The sequence below is a fragment of the Yersinia sp. SCPM-O-B-9106 (C-191) genome (genome assembly GCF_026183365.1).
In the GTDB taxonomy this organism is placed as follows: domain Bacteria; phylum Pseudomonadota; class Gammaproteobacteria; order Enterobacterales; family Enterobacteriaceae; genus Yersinia; species Yersinia rochesterensis.
Genome location: NZ_CP110791.1, coordinates 2,246,588 through 2,263,919, shown reverse-complemented (window position 1 = coordinate 2,263,919; position 17,332 = coordinate 2,246,588). Strand labels below are relative to the sequence as shown.

The window sequence follows — 17,332 nt, the reverse complement described above, 5'->3', positions numbered from 1 at the left end:
ATGGGCATAATGTCTGCCCAACACTGAAATGAGAGATCGATAATGAGTGGTTTCATGTATTTAATGATGGCGATTGTTGCTGAAGTCGTGGCAACCACGATGTTAAAAGCCTCCGATGGCTTTACCCGCCTGGTGCCCTCTATTGTGGTCGTGATTGGCTATGGCATTGCTTTCTGGGGATTATCACAGGTGGTTAAAACTATGCCCCTAGGCATTGCTTATGCTATTTGGTCAGGGTTGGGAATTGTTTTAGTGTCAGTTGCCGCGGTATTTATGTACCAACAGAAGTTGGACTGGGCTGCAATGATGGGCATGAGTTTGATTATTGCCGGTGTGTTGGTGATTAATCTATTGTCTAAGACTTCGATGCATTAATCATATACCCGTCATACTGCAAGCTGCATGCACGGGGATAACGGTGATTTTTATCGCCGCGCATACAGTCAAACTATTTAATATCCAACTGATGTACTCCCTCGACGGCTAACAATGTTTCATACACCAGATCCAAACTTTTTTTCGGTGACAATGTCACTTCTAAAGTGAGTTCACAGTCTGGCTCATGTTTCTCTGGTTTGTGGGTGACAGACAGGTTCATCGGGCGAAGCTGCAATTTTTGCATAGCAACCAAAATACGTGGCACACTGTCTGGCAGCAGTTTAATCGCGACAAAATGATGCTCTCCAATCAGGCGGTTACTTAACTGGCGGAAGATTTCCAGCACAACTAACGTCACCATCGTGCCATAAATACCAATTTCATACAGGCCACTACCAATCACCAGACCAATAGCTGCCGTGACCCACATTCCCGCCGCCGTGGTAAGTCCTTTGACCATCTGCTTTTGGATCATGATAGTCCCAGCACCGAGGAACCCCATGCCACTCACGACCTGCGCCGCGACTCGGCTGGGGTCAAAGCTGACGTGTTCTAAGGTTAATAAATCCTCAAAACCGTATTTTGAAACAATCATAAACATGGCACTGCCGATACCAACCAAAATATGTGTGCGTAATCCCGCGTCTTTCGCCCGCAATTGACGCTCTAACCCAATTAACCCCCCTAATGCACCCGCCAAAGTAATTCTTAGTAGTAAATCAGTGATCATAATGGCTCCCATTTTATTTTTTACCCTCGGTAGGTGTTTGATTTTTTCTCTGATTGTTATATCAGTATTGTTCGACACGAAATTAAGTTAGCGAATTCTGTTTATTTATGTTGTGTTTTAATTATAACAGTTATTATATGAACCTATTATAGCGCTATATATTATTCATGCCGGAGCAAAAGAATGAATGCATTATCTTGGTTTGTGGGCGGGGCTGTGTTCTTTTTAGCCGCTTGCAGCAGCAATGACCCAATAGAGACAGTTCCAACCGCTCGATTTTTAAACAGCAATGAGACCAGTGAGCCGGTGCAACAAGCCACCAGTGCCAATGTTCATCATAATCTGAATATGTCTAATCCTGCCGCCGTTAATTGTGCGAATGCGGGCGGTATATTGACGGTGGCTAAGCAACTCAATGGCGGCAGTGTAGGAATGTGTCAGTTACCGGATGGCAAACGTTGTGAAGAATCGGCATTAATGCGCGGCGCTTGCCCGGCTCGCTGATCCCCTTCATCTTTCAAGCCGCAGATGTGTTGGCTGCGCTCAATTACCCGAATCACTTACCAATGTAAGCTCATCGGGATGCTTTCGTTTGCCGCCTTCCTGCACCTCGAAATCTATTGGGTATATAGCTATCTTCATCTTTCAAGCCGCCGGTGTGTTGGCTGCGCTCAATTACCCGAATCACTTACCAATGTAAGCTCATCGGGATGCTTTCGTTTGCCGCCTTCCTGCACCTCGAAATCTATTGGGTATATAGCTATCTTCATCTTTCAAGCCGCAGATGTGTTGGCTGCGCTCAATTACCCGAATCACTTATAAAATATAACTCAGCTTATCGGGATGAATGAGCCTCATCCTTGAGACTCACCCTGCGGACTTTCTGGATATATTAGGCGGTAATAATATTCGGGCAATGTTCGCCGTTTTTCAATTGGGCAATATTCTGCATAGTAGTGGCAGAAATACTGGTCAGGGCTTCTTCTGTCAGGAAAGCTTGATGCCCAGTAAATAATACGTTGTGGCAAGAAGACAAACGGCGGAAAACATCATCCTGAATGACGTCGTTAGATTTGTCTTCAAAGAACAAATCACGTTCATTTTCATAGACATCCATGCCGAGCGAGCCAATTTTCTGTTGCTTCAGTGCATCAATCGCCGCTGTTGAGTCAATCAGGCCACCGCGGCTGGTATTGATGATCATTACGCCATCTTTCATTTGTTCAAATGATTGTTTATTGAGCAAATGATGATTTTCTGGGGTCATCGGGCAATGCAGTGAAATAACATCCGATTCGGCATACAAGGTTTTGAGGTCAACATATTCCGCGCCCAAATCCAAAGCCGCTTGGCTTGGGTAGGGGTCATAGGCTAACAACCGCATACCAAAGCCTTTTAAGATGCGCATGGTGGCGACACCAATTTTACCGGTACCAATAATCCCCGCCGTGCGGCCATGCATATTGAAACCTATCAGACCTTCCAACGAGAAGTTGGCATCACGCGTACGTTGATAAGCACGATGAATACGGCGGTTGAGGCTCATCATCATTCCGACTGCATGTTCAGCCACAGCTTCAGGAGAATAGGCCGGCACACGAACAACCTGAATACCCAGCTCTTTCGCCGCCACCAAATCCACATTATTGAAGCCCGCACAGCGCAAAGCCAGAATCTTCACACCGACGTCTTTTAATTCTTCCAATGTCGTGCGACATGCATCGTCATTGACGAAAAGACAAACTGCATCACAGCCCGCAGCCATCTTCGCCGTTTTGGGGGATAACAGAAAATCGAAAAACTCTAATTCAAAGCCAAAATCTTTGTTGACCAATTCGAGGTATTTGCGGTCATACTGTTTGGTACTGTAAACGGCTAATTTCATCGTGATGTCTCCGCCAAAATATTGTGACCAATTTAACAGGTTTGAATAAATCATACAATTTGGCACAATAATAAGTTAAATAGCACAGTAATAAGTTAAGTAGGGTGTATGTCACTTTCTTATGCCAATGAAGTAAGGTTTTTATTCCAACTTTCAATGGCAACAGTTCTGTTTAATCTACAAGGATAGCGTTATCTATTCTTGCAGTAGAATGATTGCAGTAGAATGATTGCAGTAGATTGATTAAAGCACACCGGACGTCGGGTGAGTGATATATCCGTCATGCTTCAAACTGTCGGTGTGTTGGCTGCGCTCAATTACCCGAATAACTTACCTGTGTAAGTTCATCGGGGTGCTTTCATTTGCCGCCTTTCTGCAATTGGAATTATTTAGGGTATTAAACAAGGCAAGTCATGACTAAATGCGCAAAAATAATGGGTTGGTTGTTGTTAATCAGCGCAATTTCTTTAGGAATATTATGGAAAACCTTGCCGCAGTGGCTACCAAAAGTTGCACAATACTGGTTGCCTGCGGGTAGCCAACTGGTCTTGGCTAGCCCGCCGGTTTGGCATGATGGCGCATTGCGTATTTCACAATTGGGTTACCGGGTGCAGGGCTGCACCTTGGCAAATATTGGGCAATTGAGTGTCGGCTATCACCAAGGCCGTTGGCAGCTAGGGGCCAATACTGTCGCTGTGGATACCGCCTGCTTGAGCCAATTACCGAGCAGTGGCGAGAGTGCGCCGCAAGATTTAGCCTATTGGCAGCAGCAGCTCTCCGTGCTTGACTTGAATATCAACAATTTGCAGATTACGCCGTGGCAGCAATACGCCGGTAAACTGACATTCTCTGGTAAACCGGCCCTCACATCGCCAGACAATAAAAAACTCACCCAAGAATTGCGTTATCAGGGCCCACAATTGAGCTTCGCCGCCACACTGGATGAAGAACAGCAACTTAGTCTGCATCAATTCTCGATTGCTGTTCCCGGTACCCCGCAACCTTTCGAACTGAGTGGTGGAATTAAAATTCCATTGTCGCTGGATGATTGGCCAGAGCAAGGTGCACTCGACGGGGTATTGACGACGGGCTATCTGTCTAAACCGTTATTATTGAATCTGAGTTGGCAACAGCAACAGGGGGTTTTAACCCTGACAGAGCGCGGTGATGATACCCCGCTGGCGCGGTTGCCATGGCGCTTATCCCCGAAAAAAATTCAGATAATCAACGGCCAATGGCAATGGCCCTATGAGCTGCAACCCCTCAGCGGGGGGGTGAATCTGACATTGTATGACTGGGATAAGGGCTTGGACCAAACCGCCATTGAGGCGCGAATTAATGTCATCACGGCGGGGGAAAGTGGCAAAGGCAACGCCGTCCTGACCCTTGGGCCGGGTAGCTTGAGTCTCGTCAACAGTGACATGAAATTCCAACTTAGCGGGCAAGCTAATCTGGAGAAAATGGTCTTGAATGCCACTATTCCCGGCTTACTCAGTGGCTCCATACTGAACCCGACTTGGGTGCTGCACCCCGGCGCTTTACTGCGTGCTCACGGTAACATCACGCCGGAATTGCGCATAAAAGATGCGCGTTGGCCACTGGCGGGCGTTAAAGTGACTGCCGCTGGAGTGACAGGGCGGCTACAGGCGATTGTGGAAGCACAGGACAGTTTTTGGGGCAATTTTAATCTGCATCTGGATGGTCAGGCGCAAGAATTTTGGCCCGATAAAGGCCATTGGCAATGGCGCTACTGGGGCAATGGTCGCCTGCCGCCGCTGGCTGCGAGTTGGGATATGGGCGGCAAGGGGCGTTGGCAGGGAACACTGATAACTGTCGATAAACTCTCAACTGGTTTTGATCGGCTGCAATATGGATTAGTTAAGGTTGAGGCGCCACGGCTGACCTTAACCAAACCCTTGACCTGGCAGCGGGATAATCATCATCCTGCTTTTATTGCCGGGTTCGAGCTGGGCGCTAAAAAAGTGGCATTCAGTGATGGCGGCGGCTACTTGCCTCCTGCGGTGTTATCGCTACAACTTAATGGCCGCGCCCCCGATGATTTTCTATGGCAAGGGAATTTACAAGCGCAAGCCATTGGGCCGATTGCGCTAGGTGGCCGTTGGGATGGCGAGCGGTTACGCGGCGAGGGCTGGTGGCCAAAACAATCGCTGAAGGTATTCCAACCGCTGCTATCCGAAGAGTTAGGTATTAAATTGCGGGATGGCGAGCTTTATGCACAGGCGGCTTTTTCTGCGGCCCGTGAGCAAGGTTTTACCGCCGGTGGACATTGGGTCGTGAAGAATGGCGGGATGTGGCTGGCAGACGGTGAACTGAGCGGCTTAGATTTTGTTATGTCTTATCGTTTAGAAAACCATCACTGGCAGTTGGGGGCGAAAGAGCCGGTCATGCTGCGTATTGCCTCGATAAACAACTTGTTTACAATGCAGAATATCACCGCTGATTTGCAAGGAACTTATCCCTATTCAGAGAAAGCCCCATTGACCTTGAGCAATGTTGGCATGGATATTTTGAAAGGGCATCTGAGTTTGTCTGCTTTGCGTTTACCCCAACATGACGCGGCAGTGCTAAAATTAAAAGGTATTGATTTAAGTGAACTATTTACCGTGTTGCAACCAAAACAACTGGCTATGTCGGGTAAGGTCAATGGCGAATTGCCGCTTTATCTTAATAATCCACAGTGGTTGGTGCGCGATGGTTGGATAGCGAATGACGGCGCGGTGACACTGCGGCTTGACCCAGAACTGGCAAACTCAATCAGTGAGAGTAATTTTGTGGCGGGGGTGGCGATTGATTGGCTGCGTTACATGGAGATTTACCAATCTTATGCCACTGTCAGTCTCGATAACTTGGGTCAATTAACATTGCGTTCAAAGATTCATGGTGTTAATACACAGAAAAACTCCAAACGAGAGATAGTGCTGAACTATCAGCATGAGGAAAATATCTTCCAACTCTGGCGCAGCCTACGTTTTGGTGACAATTTACAAGAGTGGTTGCAGCAAAATATTTCGTTGCGACCAACAGCATCCATACCAGCGAGGGCGAAGGAATGAAGATTTTGACATGGGAACCTATGGCAATAGCGCTGGGTATTTTTATGCTTAGCGGCTGTTTACGCCTGGAAGTGGCAACCCCGGAAAAACCTATCACTATCAATATGAATGTCAAAATTGAGCATGAAATCCAGATTAGAGTGGATAAAGACGTGGAAAATCTGCTTAAAAATCAATCCAATCTATTCTAAGAGGCCATTATGAACAAGCAAACGTCCGGCTGGATTGGGGATACACAAAAGTTGCTTCGCGTAATATTGGGCTGCGTGGTGTTAAGCGGCAGTTTAGTGTTTAGCACTGGGGCTTTTGCCCTGACGTTGGAGCAGGCCAAGCAGCAAGGCCGCGTGGGTGAAACCCTCAGTGGGTATTTGGCACCGGTGAAGAAAGATGCTGAAACACTGGCGCTGGTGGAGCAAATTAATATCGCCAGAGCCCAGAAATATCAGGAAGTGGCGCAGAAGAATCATATTTCAACCGAGGATGTCGCCAAGCTGGCGGGGCAAAAGTTAGTCAACCGCGCGGCGGCGGGGGAATATGTACGCGGTATTAATGGCCAATGGATGCAGCGCTGATACTCGGCGCATCATTCATAAAAAAGCGCGCCTGAAGGCGCGCAATGATGAAATTGACTACTGGGTAAAACGAGGGCAATACAAGGTCATTGCTGTCGTGCATTAACGCAGACACTCGCCTCTGCACGAAAGTTCTTTATTATTAAGCGTTAACAACCTGAGCCAGTAGCTGTTTGGCATCAGCTTGTGCTTTGGTTGCCACTTCAGGACCATAAGCAATACCTTCTGCAAACACGAACTCGACATCGGTGATCCCAATAAAGCCGAGGAACAGGCGCAGGTAAGGAACCACCAGGTCAGTCGGGGTATCTTTATGGATACCACCGCGGCTGGTCAGGATAATAGCGCGTTTACCGGTAACCAGGCCTTCAGGGCCTTTTTCGGTGTAACGGAAAGTCACGCCAGCACGCGCAATCAGGTCAAAATAGTTCTTCAACTGTGTTGGGATGTTAAAGTTGTACATTGGGGCTGCGATGACAATGACGTCATTGGCTTGCAATTCGGCAATCAGCTCATCAGACAGCGCCAGAGCTTCTTGTTGACGCGGTGTTAGCGCAGCATCCGAAGGGCGCATAGCACCTACCAGCTCGCCGTCTAATACCGGAATCGGCTGAGCAGCCAGATCACGCACGGTGATGTCATCGCCCGCATGAGCCGCTTTCCATTGTTCAACAAAGAAGTCAGCGAGTTGGTTAGACTGTGAATAGGTTGCCAGAATGCTTGATTTCAGAACCAGGACTTTGCTCATTGTAATTCCTTAACAGGTAACAGTGACTTAGGCGGTACGCCCTTTCAATGAGATACACTCTATTCAAGTTTTTCTGACAGTGATAGCGCAATATTTTGCGTTCTTTGTTCGATTTTATTGAATGATGATAATCTGAGAAACAGACAGTCAGATATTTGCGCGATTACAGCGCTAACTCGGGCTGTGTTACAATATACGACAAGGGTTTATATCATTAAAATCTCGGAATGACTTACACCGAGTTAGCGGATTAAAAATTGACATTAATGAATAAAAACATCAGCTAATCACATTCAGAGCATAAAATAATTCGGCTGATACTGTGAGTTTCAGCCGCAGCGTAACAAGGAATATTGAACGTGAAATCTTCGCTCGCAGCATTATCCTCCCAACTCGGGGAATTGATGCTCCGTGACCAGCAGCGCATGCGACGTCGGCTGCAAGGCGCACAAAAAGTCCATAATCCAGAGGCCGTAGAGGCGATTACCCGTGAAATAGAGGCCGAATTTGCTACTGCAATGCAGCGAGTTGCTGGCCGTCGGGCGGCCTGTCCGGCTATCACTTATCCTGAAAATTTGCCGGTCAGTCAGAAAAAACAAGATATTTATTATGCTATCCGTGACCATCAGGTGGTGATTGTCGCCGGTGAAACGGGGTCGGGTAAAACCACACAGATACCGAAAATTTGTCTGGAGTTGGGGCGGGGTATAAAAGGGGTGATTGGTCATACCCAGCCGCGCCGTCTGGCCGCACGTACCGTGGCGAACCGTATTGCCGATGAGCTAGACACCTCCCTTGGCGGCAGTGTCGGTTATAAAGTGCGGTTTAATGATCAAGTGGGCGAAAATACGCTGGTTAAGTTAATGACCGACGGTATTTTACTGGCTGAAATTCAGCAAGACCGCCTGCTGATGCAATATGACACTCTGATTATTGATGAGGCCCATGAACGTAGCCTGAACATTGATTTCATCTTGGGTTATTTGCGCGAGTTATTGCCAAAACGTCCTGATCTGAAAGTGATTATCACCTCGGCGACTATTGATCCGCAGCGCTTTTCTCATCATTTCAATAATGCGCCCATTATTGAAGTCTCTGGCCGCACCTATCCGGTGGAAGTGCGCTATCGGCCCATTGTGGATGATGCCGATGATGTTGATCGCGATCAGCTACAAGCTATTTTTGATGCCGTCGATGAACTGGGTCGCGAAAGTCCCGGCGATATTCTGATCTTTATGAGTGGCGAACGGGAAATCCGTGATACCGCTGATGCGCTGATGAAACAGAATTTGCCCCATACGGAAGTGCTGCCGCTGTATGCCCGCTTATCAAATAGCGAACAGAATAGGGTGTTTCAGTCTCATCATGGGCGGCGAATTGTACTGGCAACCAACGTGGCGGAAACCTCACTGACGGTGCCCGGTATTAAGTATGTTATTGACCCCGGCACCGCGCGTATTAGCCGCTACAGTTTCCGCACCAAAGTACAGCGGTTGCCCATAGAGCCGGTGTCCCAAGCTTCTGCTAATCAGCGCAAAGGTCGCTGTGGCCGTGTATCTGACGGTATTTGTATTCGTCTTTATTCCGAACAGGATTTCCTGTCTCGCCCTGAATTTACCGATCCGGAAATTCTGCGCACCAATTTGGCGTCCGTTATCCTGCAAATGACCTCACTGGGGCTAGGGGATATCGCGGCTTTCCCGTTTGTGGAAGCGCCAGATAAACGTAATATTCAAGATGGCGTGCGGCTGCTGGAAGAATTGGGGGCGATCCAAACTGCCAGTAACGGGCATCAGCAATTGACACCGCTCGGTCGCCAATTGGCCCAATTACCGGTCGATCCTCGACTGGCTCGAATGGTGCTGGAAGCTCAGAAAAGCGGCAGTGTGCGCGAATTGATGATTATTACCTCGGCGTTGTCTATCCAGGATCCGCGTGAGCGCCCGATGGATAAACAGCAAGCTTCCGATGAAAAACACCGGCGTTTTGCTGATAAAGACTCTGATTTCCTTGCGTTTGTTAATTTGTGGGATTATCTGAAAGAGCAGCAAAAAGAGCTGTCATCGGCACAATTCCGTAAATTATGCCGCAGTGATTTTCTGAATTATCTGCGGGTACGCGAATGGCAGGATATTTATACCCAACTGCGCCAGGTAGTGAAAGAATTGGGTATCCCGGTCAATAGTATCGCTGCAGATTATCGCAGCGTCCATACTGCTATTCTGACCGGTTTATTGTCACATATCGGCCAAAAAGACGTTGAAAAGCAAGAGTATACCGGCGCACGGAATGCCCGCTTTGCCATTTTCCCCGGTTCCGGTTTATTCAAAAAACCGCCTAAATGGAGCATGGTCGCTGAGTTAGTCGAGACCAGCCGCTTATGGGGCCGTATTGCTGCCCGCATTGAGCCAGAGTGGATTGAACCCTTAGCGCAGCATTTGGTTAAACACCATTATAGCGACCCGCATTGGGAGAAAGCGCAAGGGGCGGTGATGGCTAGCGAGAAAGTGACCTTATTCGGCTTACCTATCGTGACTGAGCGCAAGATAAATTATGGCCCCATTGACCCGCCACTGTGCCGCGAGCTGTTTATCCGTCACGGTTTGGTCGAAGGAGATTGGCAAACGCGCCATGCTTTCTTCCGGGCTAATTTAAAGTTGCTGGCTGAAGTTGAAGAGCTGGAGCACAAATCTCGCCGCCGCGACATTCTGGTTGATGATGAAACACTGTTTAACTTCTATGACCAGCGTATTGGACGCGATGTTGTTTCTGCGCGCCATTTTGATAGCTGGTGGAAGAAAACCAGCCAGACACAGCCCGAGTTACTCAACTTTGAAAAAACCATGCTTATCAAGGATGGGGCGAACAAAGTTAACCCGCTGGACTACCCGAATTATTGGTATCAAGGGTCGCTCAAATTGCGGCTTTCTTATCAATTTGAGCCGGGTACTGACGCCGACGGGGTCACTGTCCATATCCCGCTCCCGATCCTGAATCAGGTTAAAGAAGAGGGGTTTGACTGGCAAATTCCAGGGATTCGCCGTGAGCTGGTGATAGCGCTTATCAAGTCATTACCTAAACCTGTGCGCCGTAACTTTGTTCCTGCACCTAATTATGCTGAAGCTTTTTTGGCCCGAGCAACACCGCTGGAAACCAGTTTACTCGAGGCATTAGAGCGCGAGTTGCGCCGCATGACGGGTGTGACAGTGTCACGCGAGAGTTGGCAATGGGAGCAAGTTCCCGACCATCTTAAAATGACCTTCCGTGTGCTGGATGATAAAAATCGGACTCTACGTGAAGGCAAAGATCTTGCGGCTTTGAAGCTACAACTTCAAGAAAAGGTGCAGGAAACCCTTTCTGCCGTGGCGGATGACGGTATTGAACAAAATGGCTTACATATCTGGAGCTTCGGCTCACTTCCTGTGTGCTATGAACAACGCCGCGGGGGATACGAAGTCAAAGCCTATCCTGCACTGGTGGATGAGAAAGACAGTGTTGCGATCCGCTTGTTTGATACGGAATCTCAGCAACAGCAAGCAATGTGGCAGGGTACACGGCGGTTATTGCTGCTAAATATTCCCTCTCCCATTAAGTATTTACATGAAAAACTGCCGAATAAATCCAAACTCGGCCTTTATTTCAATACTTATGGCAAAGTGATGGATCTGATTGATGATTGCATTGCTTGTGGGGTGGATAAACTGGTGGCGCAATATGGTGGCCCGGTCTGGCAACAGGCTGATTTTGCTCAGTTACAAGAAAAAGTGCGGGCTGAGTTAAATGAAACCGTCGTGGATATTGCCAAGCAAGTTGAGCAGATCCTAACCACGGCGTTTAGTATTAATAAGCGTCTAAAAGGCCGAGTCGATATTTCGCAAGCATTGGCACTTTCAGACATTAAAGCCCAGCTTGGTGGTCTGATTTACCGGGGCTTTGTTACTAATAATGGCTGGAAACGCTTACCTGATACATTGCGCTATTTACACGCGATTGAGCGCCGTCTGGAGAAGTTAGCTGTCGACCCTCATCGTGATCGCGCCCAAATGTTGCGCATAGAACATGTCCAGCAAATGTGGCAGCAATGGCTTAATAAGTTACCGCCTAAACGCCAACAAGATGAAGACGTTAAAGAAGTTCGTTGGATGATTGAAGAACTGCGGGTGAGCTTATTTGCTCAGCAATTGGGGACAGCATATCCCATTTCGGACAAACGTATTTTGCAAACTATCGACCAACTCTCTGCTTAAGGGTTAATGAATATCACTCCGCGCCTGGCCTAATTTTTTGGGCGCGGAGCTTTCCCCCCACTAACAAACTCAGTATTTATATATGTTAAGCATCCTTATTTGCATCTTAAATATGTAATTGATGAAAGCTGCTAATTTTCCTGCGAAGCCCCTCGAAAACAGTCAATTAAGTCCCTTATTGAGCATCGGTGCTATTGCTTCTGACCTTTAACTACGGCTATATCTGCCTTGGCAATGAGGCGGCTTGTTCAAAGTTTGTCTGATTCCGGGTCACCATGTTTGATTACATTTGGTGAGTTTGATAGAGTTTTTCGGGAGCAGGGATTGCTTATGTATGTGATTAATTTATTGGGGTTGGCACAAAGGGAGTTGTTTAAATTGCCGCCAGGGATACAGGCGGCTCTGATCAAAGCTTTGGATGAGTTAGAGGCTTATGGTCACGAGTTACGGGAGCCTGTAGTTCGGGATTTAGGAAAAGGGCTGAAAGAATTGAGGGTCAGTGCGAAGGAGGGGGCCGGGCGAGGTTTTTTCTTTTATCAAGCTGACCGGCAGGTTTATATCATTCATATTTTGCAGAAGAAAACGCAAAAGACCTCCAGACGGACACTGATGTTGGCTTATCAGCGTATGAAAGAAATCAAACGGAGATTGCAGCCATGAAAAAACAAGATGATTTTGACATTATTCCTTTTTCAGAGGTTAAAGCAGCGGCTTTACATCACCCTCAGGTAAATGAAGCTTATTTAGATTTACAGATTAGGCAAACCATGATGACGGAGCTTAAGGCTGCCCGTCAGCAATGTAAGCTGACCCAACAAGAGGTTGCTCAGAGAGCGGGGTTGAGGAAACAGAATATTAGCCGGATGGAGAAAGGCATTATTTCGCCTAATCTGACGACGTTAAGTCGATATGCCGCAGCATTAGGGGGGACTTTTGTTTTCAAATTTAATCAAAAGTCCCATCGTGCAGATAAGAAATAATAGGCAATAAAGTCCCTTTGTTAGCCCATTAATCTATCTCGCAGAATAACCCGTATTATTTGGCTGCTTTATTTGCGAGTGTTTTTAACCGGCCTTTTATGGCCGTGACTGCCAAAGCTCGGTTATCCGCGAGATAACGGTCTTTAGCGGCGGGAGCGGAACTTTGAATCGCAATCAAAGACCACTTTTCGCCATTCTTCAGCAGTAGGGGCGAGCCGCTATCACCGGGTAATGTATCACACTGATGAGAAAGCACGCCTTGCTGTGCCCACCCTGTAATCAGGCAATCTTCATGGCGATAAAGTGTGTCCAGATGGTCAAGGGGGTAACCTGCTTGAATGATTTTACGATCAACTTGTTTAAGTGCTTGAGTTAATTCACTCGCAGTTCCATCCCACAGAGGCAATGGTTTGATTGGAATGGTTTTTTTACTCGTTAATCGAATAAGTGCATAGTCATACGCTGCGGCGGCGGGCGGAACTATCCAACCATCACCATCAGGTTTGAGTTTTTTACCCAATTTAGCATCCACCAGTGTTTCCAGACTGGTCGTCTGATACTTCCAATGACCATTTTGGGAAATAAATCGTAAGGCCACGGCCCGGTCAACTTTACCAGGAGGAGCTAATACGCAATGACCTGCTGTCAGTGCCAGGCGAGGGGAGATTAATGTTGCAGTACAAAGGTTACCGCTTGCCGTTTCAACTTGGCCAATCGCTTGCCATGGCCATTCGGAGTTATCAGTGACCGCTGTACGGTCATCTTTACCGAAAAACAGAGTCATTTGATCTGCAATGCTGGCGTCATCATTTTGCGTGTCTGTCGGTGAGTGGGCTAGAGCCGCAGAAAGAGGTAACAGACTTAATAGTAATAATGAAGATAAACGCATAAATAGTTAGCCTGCCTTATTATTCCTTAGAGGGTTATCTATTCACAAACCTGAGTTCGACTGATTAAATTGCTCATCACGATTTTCCCTACCGCTAACTATAGACATAATTAGTGATGTGTTGTGTTGTCAGTATTTGATTTTTCAATAATTTTAGAGCGAAATAGGCCATTGTTGTTATAAATAGAAAAACAATGTAATCAGCCCGCAAATAATTAATGTGGTCAGAGTGATTTCAAATAAATAACGGCGCAGCATTATCAGCACTCCCGATAAAAAACACCCGGAAAACCGGGTGTTGGGTGAATTCAGTTGTTGCAAACTCATCGTGAAGAGCTGAGTTCAGCTTTTTGGCTGCTATTTGACGGCCGGTACTGCTGCCGGGGTAGATTTAGTCTGTGCCGCTGTTTTGTGGTGTTTTTTAGCCGCTTGTGCTTTTTGCACCGGTGCAGTTTTTTCCGCTTTTTTCATCGATTTTTTAGCTTTTTTGTGATGCGTAGTTTTGGCTGGAGCACTATGGACAGCGGGTGCTCCGGCCATTGGAGCAGCAGGTGGTGCAACTGTGTCGGCGGCGAATGCGATAGAAGACATACCCAAAGTTGCAGCAACAATCAGAGCTAATACTGTTTTCATGATTTATTCCTCAGAGTTCTGTTTGTATATCGGCCCCGTTGGGTCGTTGTAATGAGAATAGAGGAAATGATTAATGGCTTCCGTGAGTCATTGGTTTCGGCTTGTAACCGATTGTACAGGGCTGATTGTTATGACTAATAGGCAACTCAGTATACGATTTGTCACGTGCGTGTAAGCACAGTTTATGGCGGAGATAGCAGGGAAGCCCAAAGGAATGAAACCGCCAAATAAAATGTCAAATTGCTCCATTTTAGTTACAACATACATCAAAGTGAAAAGTCAAAGATCACTCAGTGCTACCTTTGACCACATAGAACCAAGTTGAACACTCGAGCCTCCCTTGTCGGGCAGCGAACAGATGATCCCAGGCTCCTTCATGTGCTCGCAGTCTTGGTTTTCAGACCGCAGTAAGGACTGTCTATCAGGTTCAACAGGACGGATTGCTTTAAATCCTGCTGATATCGAGTCCGGTATTTATCTGTCCGGATGTTATATTCATTTTAAGCAACTCAACGCCACTAAAAGCACGAGATTATTGGTTGATATTGTCAATGGATTTGACTTTGTGCTACTTTCGAGCGCATGGATAATGAAATAATTGATCTCCTGCGCACTGTTGCGGCCAGCTTCCATCTACGAATGAAAGAGCAGGTCGTTGCAAACGATTCTGGCCTCTCCGCTTTCCAAGCTCAACTCCTTAATCTAATCGGTCGCAATGATGGCATTTCCCAGCAGGCCTTGGGATCGTTCACTGAGAGGGACAAGGCTCAGATTGCCCGGGCAATTAAGGAATTGGATACGGGGGGATTTGTGACGCGAAGCTTGAAAGCCTCCGACAAGCGCACAAAGTGCCTGACTCTCACACCTGCGGGCGGCGCCCTCCACATTCAGTTGAATGCTCTGCGAGGGCAACTTGCAGTCGAGGTACTGAGTAGCCTTGATGACGACGAAAAACACGCTCTGCATGTAAGTCTCCAAAAAATGGCAGTAGCAATGTCCTGCACTCTGCGACAGTAATCTCTCTCAACCGCCAAATGAGCAATTAGTTGACTTTATCAACCAACTACTCATAATTGCGGTTTAATGAGAGGATTAACAATGGAAAAAAAGGTCAGGAGAAAGCTGCTGATGCTGAGATTGAGCATTCAGTTTGTCATTGCGCTAGTTATCAGCCTCGTCATGACAGCGATTAATTACGGCCTAAAAGGGGCGTTTTTTCAGAACTGGGCAAAAGGTTTCATTGTCGCGTTTATTATCATTCCGCTTGCGTTACGATTGATCCCTATTATTGCGAGGGGGGTGCGTGTAGTTATAGGTAACCGCACTCCTTTCGTCCTTCGCTGTGTGATTGCTGTGTGCGTCTCAATCATGATGGAAGGTTTGATTGCACTTGTTGTCACGTTCGCTCAGCATGGTTTGACCTCTGGATGGCCTTTGGTGTGGGCGACGACTGTCGTGAAAGCACTACCTTTAGGGCTTCTTGTTGGTGTTACAATGACCTTCATTGTTCAGCCCCGAATGCAGAAGCTGGCAGCCTCTGCACCGGCTAATTAATTCACCAACTATTGCCCATGACTAATGGCAATCCCCCGTTGCGCTCCCACTGGGTCTATCGGGGAATTGGAAACTAAGCTGAAATTTATGGTCAGTAGAGAATACGGCCTCTCAGGGGGAGAGGCCGTATAAAAGGGCAATCTGGGTACTGAAGAGGATTATAAATAGCGCCGCTCTAAATGTTCGCGGAAAAAGCGAGGATTAAGTGGTTCACCTGTCGCTTTGGTGATCAGTTCCGCGGTTGAATAGCGGCTACCCTGTTGCCAGATATTTTGCTGTAACCAATTGAATAGGGCGCTAAGGTCACCATTGGCAATATTCTTATCTAATCCGGGAATAGCATTTCGCGCCGTTTGGAAAAGCTGGGCAGCATACATAGCACCCAGTGTATATGTCGGGAAATAACCAAAGGCACCGTCGGTCCAGTGAATATCTTGCATACAGCCATTACGGTAATTACCTTCGGTGTTAATCCCCAGATATTGCTGCATTTTTTCATTCCACAAGGCCGGGATGTCATCGACCTCGATTTCACCGCTAATCAATGCTTTTTCGATCTCGTAGCGCAAAATGACATGAGCAGGGTAGCTGACTTCATCGGCATCAACTCGGATAAAACCGGTTTTAACACGTTGATTCAGGGCAATAAAATTTTGTTCTGCGAAAGCCGGTTGTTCACCAAATTGCTGTATCACCAATGGACGAATGACTTGCAAGAATTCTTTGCTGCGGGCCAATTGCATTTCAAACAGTAGACTTTGAGATTCATGAATTGCCGTTGAGCGAGCATGTGATATTGGTTGGCCCAGCCATTCACGCGGTAAATTTTGCTCATAACGTGCATGACCTGTTTCATGAATAATACCCATTAATGCACTGAGAAATTCTTGTTCATTATAACGTGTAGTAATGCGTACATCTTGCGGTACACCACCGCAGAATGGATGGACACTGACATCGACTCGGCCACCATCAAAGTCGAAACCGAGCACTTTCATCACATTGAGTCCAAGTTGGCGCTGGTTTTCCAGGTCAAATGGCCCCTGTGGTATCAGGCAGGGTTCATCCGCTTGCTTGGCTGTCACTTTTTGCAAGAGATCGGGTAACCACTGTTTAAGGTCACCAAAGATACGGTCCAAATCGGCACTATTGGTTCCCGGCTCATATAAGTTCAGCAATGCGTCATAGCGCGATGTTCCGGCAGCTTGAGCACGAATTGATGCCTCTTCGCGACTGAGAGTGACCACTTCACGTAGATTTTCAGCAAAACCATTCCAGTCATTCGCGATGCGCTGCTGTCGCCATGCATGTTCGCAGCGGGCACCTGCTAGTGATTTCGCCTCAACCAATGCTTCCGGCAGCAACACGGCATTATTGTAGTGCCGGCGCATCTCACGCAAATTTGCTTGCTCGACATCATCCAGAGTTTCTTGTTCCGCTTGCTTCAACCATTCCCCAACATCTTTGGCCGTTAGTATTTGATGTTGCAGTACATTTAGCTCCGCCATTGCCTCTGAGCGGGCAAGATTACCTTTTGGCGGCATCATAGTTTGCATATCCCATCCGGCAATGGCCGACAAATGCTCAAAGCGAGAAAGGCGTGTAAACGTAGCGCGCAGGTGTTGATAAGCTGTGGTCATAA

General features: G+C 47.3%; 16 protein-coding genes. 10 read left to right on the top strand and 6 right to left on the bottom strand.

What is annotated here, in order from left to right; translation table 11 throughout:
• Positions 1 to 42: 42 nt before the first annotated feature.
• Complete coding sequence (locus OP863_RS10360; RefSeq protein ID WP_265525228.1) at positions 43 to 375, top strand: DMT family transporter; 333 nt, start codon at positions 43 to 45, stop codon at positions 373 to 375.
• Positions 376 to 448: 73 nt separating this feature from the next.
• On the opposite strand, the gene OP863_RS10355 is transcribed toward OP863_RS10360, so the two are convergent.
• Positions 449 to 1,108, bottom strand: a complete 660-nt coding sequence (locus OP863_RS10355) for an MgtC/SapB family protein (RefSeq protein WP_050291693.1) — start codon at positions 1,106 to 1,108, stop codon at positions 449 to 451.
• Between the two features lie 183 nt (positions 1,109 to 1,291).
• On the opposite strand from OP863_RS10355, the gene OP863_RS10350 reads away from it, so the two are divergent.
• Positions 1,292 to 1,612 (top strand): DUF333 domain-containing protein, encoded by a 321-nt coding sequence (locus OP863_RS10350; RefSeq protein ID WP_145588956.1) that lies wholly within the window; start codon positions 1,292 to 1,294, stop codon positions 1,610 to 1,612.
• 388 nt (positions 1,613 to 2,000) lie between these two features.
• Here OP863_RS10350 and OP863_RS10345 read toward each other — a convergent pair whose 3' ends face one another.
• Positions 2,001 to 2,993 (bottom strand): 2-hydroxyacid dehydrogenase, encoded by a 993-nt coding sequence (locus tag OP863_RS10345; RefSeq protein WP_145588957.1) that lies wholly within the window; start codon positions 2,991 to 2,993, stop codon positions 2,001 to 2,003.
• Between the two features lie 413 nt (positions 2,994 to 3,406).
• Between OP863_RS10345 and OP863_RS10340 the strand changes: the two genes are divergently transcribed.
• Genes OP863_RS10340 through OP863_RS10330 form a run of 3 tightly spaced genes read left to right on the top strand, consistent with a single transcriptional unit; the run spans position 3,407 to position 6,639 of the window.
• Positions 3,407 to 6,067, top strand: coding sequence for a YdbH family protein (locus OP863_RS10340; protein WP_265525227.1), 2,661 nt, complete (start codon positions 3,407 to 3,409; stop codon positions 6,065 to 6,067).
• Positions 6,064 to 6,258 carry a YnbE family lipoprotein gene (locus tag OP863_RS10335; protein WP_038632761.1) on the top strand — a complete coding sequence of 65 codons (195 nt, stop codon included), beginning with the start codon at positions 6,064 to 6,066 and terminating at the stop codon, positions 6,256 to 6,258. Before OP863_RS10340 ends, OP863_RS10335 begins: the two co-directional genes overlap by 4 nt.
• A gap of 9 nt (positions 6,259 to 6,267) precedes the next feature.
• Positions 6,268 to 6,639, top strand: coding sequence for a YdbL family protein (locus tag OP863_RS10330; protein ID WP_145588958.1), 372 nt, complete (start codon positions 6,268 to 6,270; stop codon positions 6,637 to 6,639).
• Positions 6,640 to 6,781: 142 nt separating this feature from the next.
• Here the strand turns inward: OP863_RS10330 and azoR are convergent, their stop codons facing one another.
• Positions 6,782 to 7,387 (bottom strand): FMN-dependent NADH-azoreductase, encoded by a 606-nt coding sequence (azoR, locus tag OP863_RS10325; protein ID WP_145588959.1) that lies wholly within the window; start codon positions 7,385 to 7,387, stop codon positions 6,782 to 6,784.
• A 359-nt stretch (positions 7,388 to 7,746) separates the two neighbouring features.
• Between azoR and hrpA the strand changes: the two genes are divergently transcribed.
• The 3 genes from hrpA to OP863_RS10310 all read left to right on the top strand — a co-directional run bounded on the left by hrpA (position 7,747) and on the right by OP863_RS10310 (position 12,614).
• On the top strand, positions 7,747 to 11,634 hold the full coding sequence (gene hrpA / locus OP863_RS10320; RefSeq protein WP_265525226.1) for an ATP-dependent RNA helicase HrpA: 3,888 nt from the start codon (positions 7,747 to 7,749) through the stop codon (positions 11,632 to 11,634).
• A gap of 330 nt (positions 11,635 to 11,964) precedes the next feature.
• The gene (locus OP863_RS10315; RefSeq protein ID WP_145588960.1) at positions 11,965 to 12,294 is read left to right on the top strand and encodes a type II toxin-antitoxin system RelE/ParE family toxin; all 330 of its coding nucleotides are present in this window, start codon (positions 11,965 to 11,967) and stop codon (positions 12,292 to 12,294) included.
• A complete protein-coding gene (locus tag OP863_RS10310) occupies positions 12,291 to 12,614 on the top strand; it encodes a helix-turn-helix domain-containing protein (protein WP_050291694.1) in 324 nt (107 codons plus the stop codon). Before OP863_RS10315 ends, OP863_RS10310 begins: the two co-directional genes overlap by 4 nt.
• 55 nt (positions 12,615 to 12,669) lie before the next feature.
• Here OP863_RS10310 and OP863_RS10305 read toward each other — a convergent pair whose 3' ends face one another.
• Together OP863_RS10305 and asr are read right to left on the bottom strand one after the other, a co-directional pair.
• Positions 12,670 to 13,503: a trypsin-like serine peptidase gene (locus tag OP863_RS10305; RefSeq protein WP_050291695.1), complete on the bottom strand. Its 834-nt coding sequence runs from the start codon at positions 13,501 to 13,503 to the stop codon at positions 12,670 to 12,672.
• Between the two features lie 357 nt (positions 13,504 to 13,860).
• Positions 13,861 to 14,136 (bottom strand): acid resistance repetitive basic protein Asr, encoded by a 276-nt coding sequence (asr, locus tag OP863_RS10300; RefSeq protein ID WP_265525225.1) that lies wholly within the window; start codon positions 14,134 to 14,136, stop codon positions 13,861 to 13,863.
• A gap of 582 nt (positions 14,137 to 14,718) precedes the next feature.
• Between asr and OP863_RS10295 the strand changes: the two genes are divergently transcribed.
• Both OP863_RS10295 and OP863_RS10290 read left to right on the top strand, forming a co-directional pair.
• On the top strand, positions 14,719 to 15,153 hold the full coding sequence (locus OP863_RS10295; protein ID WP_145588962.1) for a MarR family winged helix-turn-helix transcriptional regulator: 435 nt from the start codon (positions 14,719 to 14,721) through the stop codon (positions 15,151 to 15,153).
• Positions 15,154 to 15,234: 81 nt separating this feature from the next.
• Complete coding sequence (locus tag OP863_RS10290) at positions 15,235 to 15,690, top strand: DUF2798 domain-containing protein (protein ID WP_186368265.1); 456 nt, start codon at positions 15,235 to 15,237, stop codon at positions 15,688 to 15,690.
• A 158-nt stretch (positions 15,691 to 15,848) separates the two neighbouring features.
• On the opposite strand, the gene OP863_RS10285 is transcribed toward OP863_RS10290, so the two are convergent.
• Complete coding sequence (locus OP863_RS10285; RefSeq protein ID WP_038632779.1) at positions 15,849 to 17,330, bottom strand: carboxypeptidase M32; 1,482 nt, start codon at positions 17,328 to 17,330, stop codon at positions 15,849 to 15,851.
• Positions 17,331 to 17,332: the final 2 nt, after the last annotated feature.

What these genes read in the sequence shown, in the direction of transcription:
- OP863_RS10360 (WP_265525228.1), top strand. Translation starts at nt 43, where the DNA reads ATGAGTGGTTTCATGTATTTAATGATGGCGATTGTTGCTGAAGTCGTG.
- OP863_RS10285 (WP_038632779.1), bottom strand. Translation starts at nt 17,330, where the DNA reads ATGACCACAGCTTATCAACACCTGCGCGCTACGTTTACACGCCTTTCT.
- OP863_RS10340 (WP_265525227.1), top strand. Translation starts at nt 3,407, where the DNA reads ATGACTAAATGCGCAAAAATAATGGGTTGGTTGTTGTTAATCAGCGCA.
- OP863_RS10295 (WP_145588962.1), top strand. Translation starts at nt 14,719, where the DNA reads ATGGATAATGAAATAATTGATCTCCTGCGCACTGTTGCGGCCAGCTTC.
- OP863_RS10310 (WP_050291694.1), top strand. Translation starts at nt 12,291, where the DNA reads ATGAAAAAACAAGATGATTTTGACATTATTCCTTTTTCAGAGGTTAAA.
- OP863_RS10305 (WP_050291695.1), bottom strand. Translation starts at nt 13,503, where the DNA reads ATGCGTTTATCTTCATTATTACTATTAAGTCTGTTACCTCTTTCTGCG.
- OP863_RS10315 (WP_145588960.1), top strand. Translation starts at nt 11,965, where the DNA reads ATGTATGTGATTAATTTATTGGGGTTGGCACAAAGGGAGTTGTTTAAA.
- azoR (WP_145588959.1), bottom strand. Translation starts at nt 7,387, where the DNA reads ATGAGCAAAGTCCTGGTTCTGAAATCAAGCATTCTGGCAACCTATTCA.
- OP863_RS10330 (WP_145588958.1), top strand. Translation starts at nt 6,268, where the DNA reads ATGAACAAGCAAACGTCCGGCTGGATTGGGGATACACAAAAGTTGCTT.
- OP863_RS10290 (WP_186368265.1), top strand. Translation starts at nt 15,235, where the DNA reads ATGGAAAAAAAGGTCAGGAGAAAGCTGCTGATGCTGAGATTGAGCATT.
- OP863_RS10345 (WP_145588957.1), bottom strand. Translation starts at nt 2,993, where the DNA reads ATGAAATTAGCCGTTTACAGTACCAAACAGTATGACCGCAAATACCTC.
- OP863_RS10335 (WP_038632761.1), top strand. Translation starts at nt 6,064, where the DNA reads ATGAAGATTTTGACATGGGAACCTATGGCAATAGCGCTGGGTATTTTT.
- OP863_RS10355 (WP_050291693.1), bottom strand. Translation starts at nt 1,108, where the DNA reads ATGATCACTGATTTACTACTAAGAATTACTTTGGCGGGTGCATTAGGG.
- OP863_RS10350 (WP_145588956.1), top strand. Translation starts at nt 1,292, where the DNA reads ATGAATGCATTATCTTGGTTTGTGGGCGGGGCTGTGTTCTTTTTAGCC.
- asr (WP_265525225.1), bottom strand. Translation starts at nt 14,136, where the DNA reads ATGAAAACAGTATTAGCTCTGATTGTTGCTGCAACTTTGGGTATGTCT.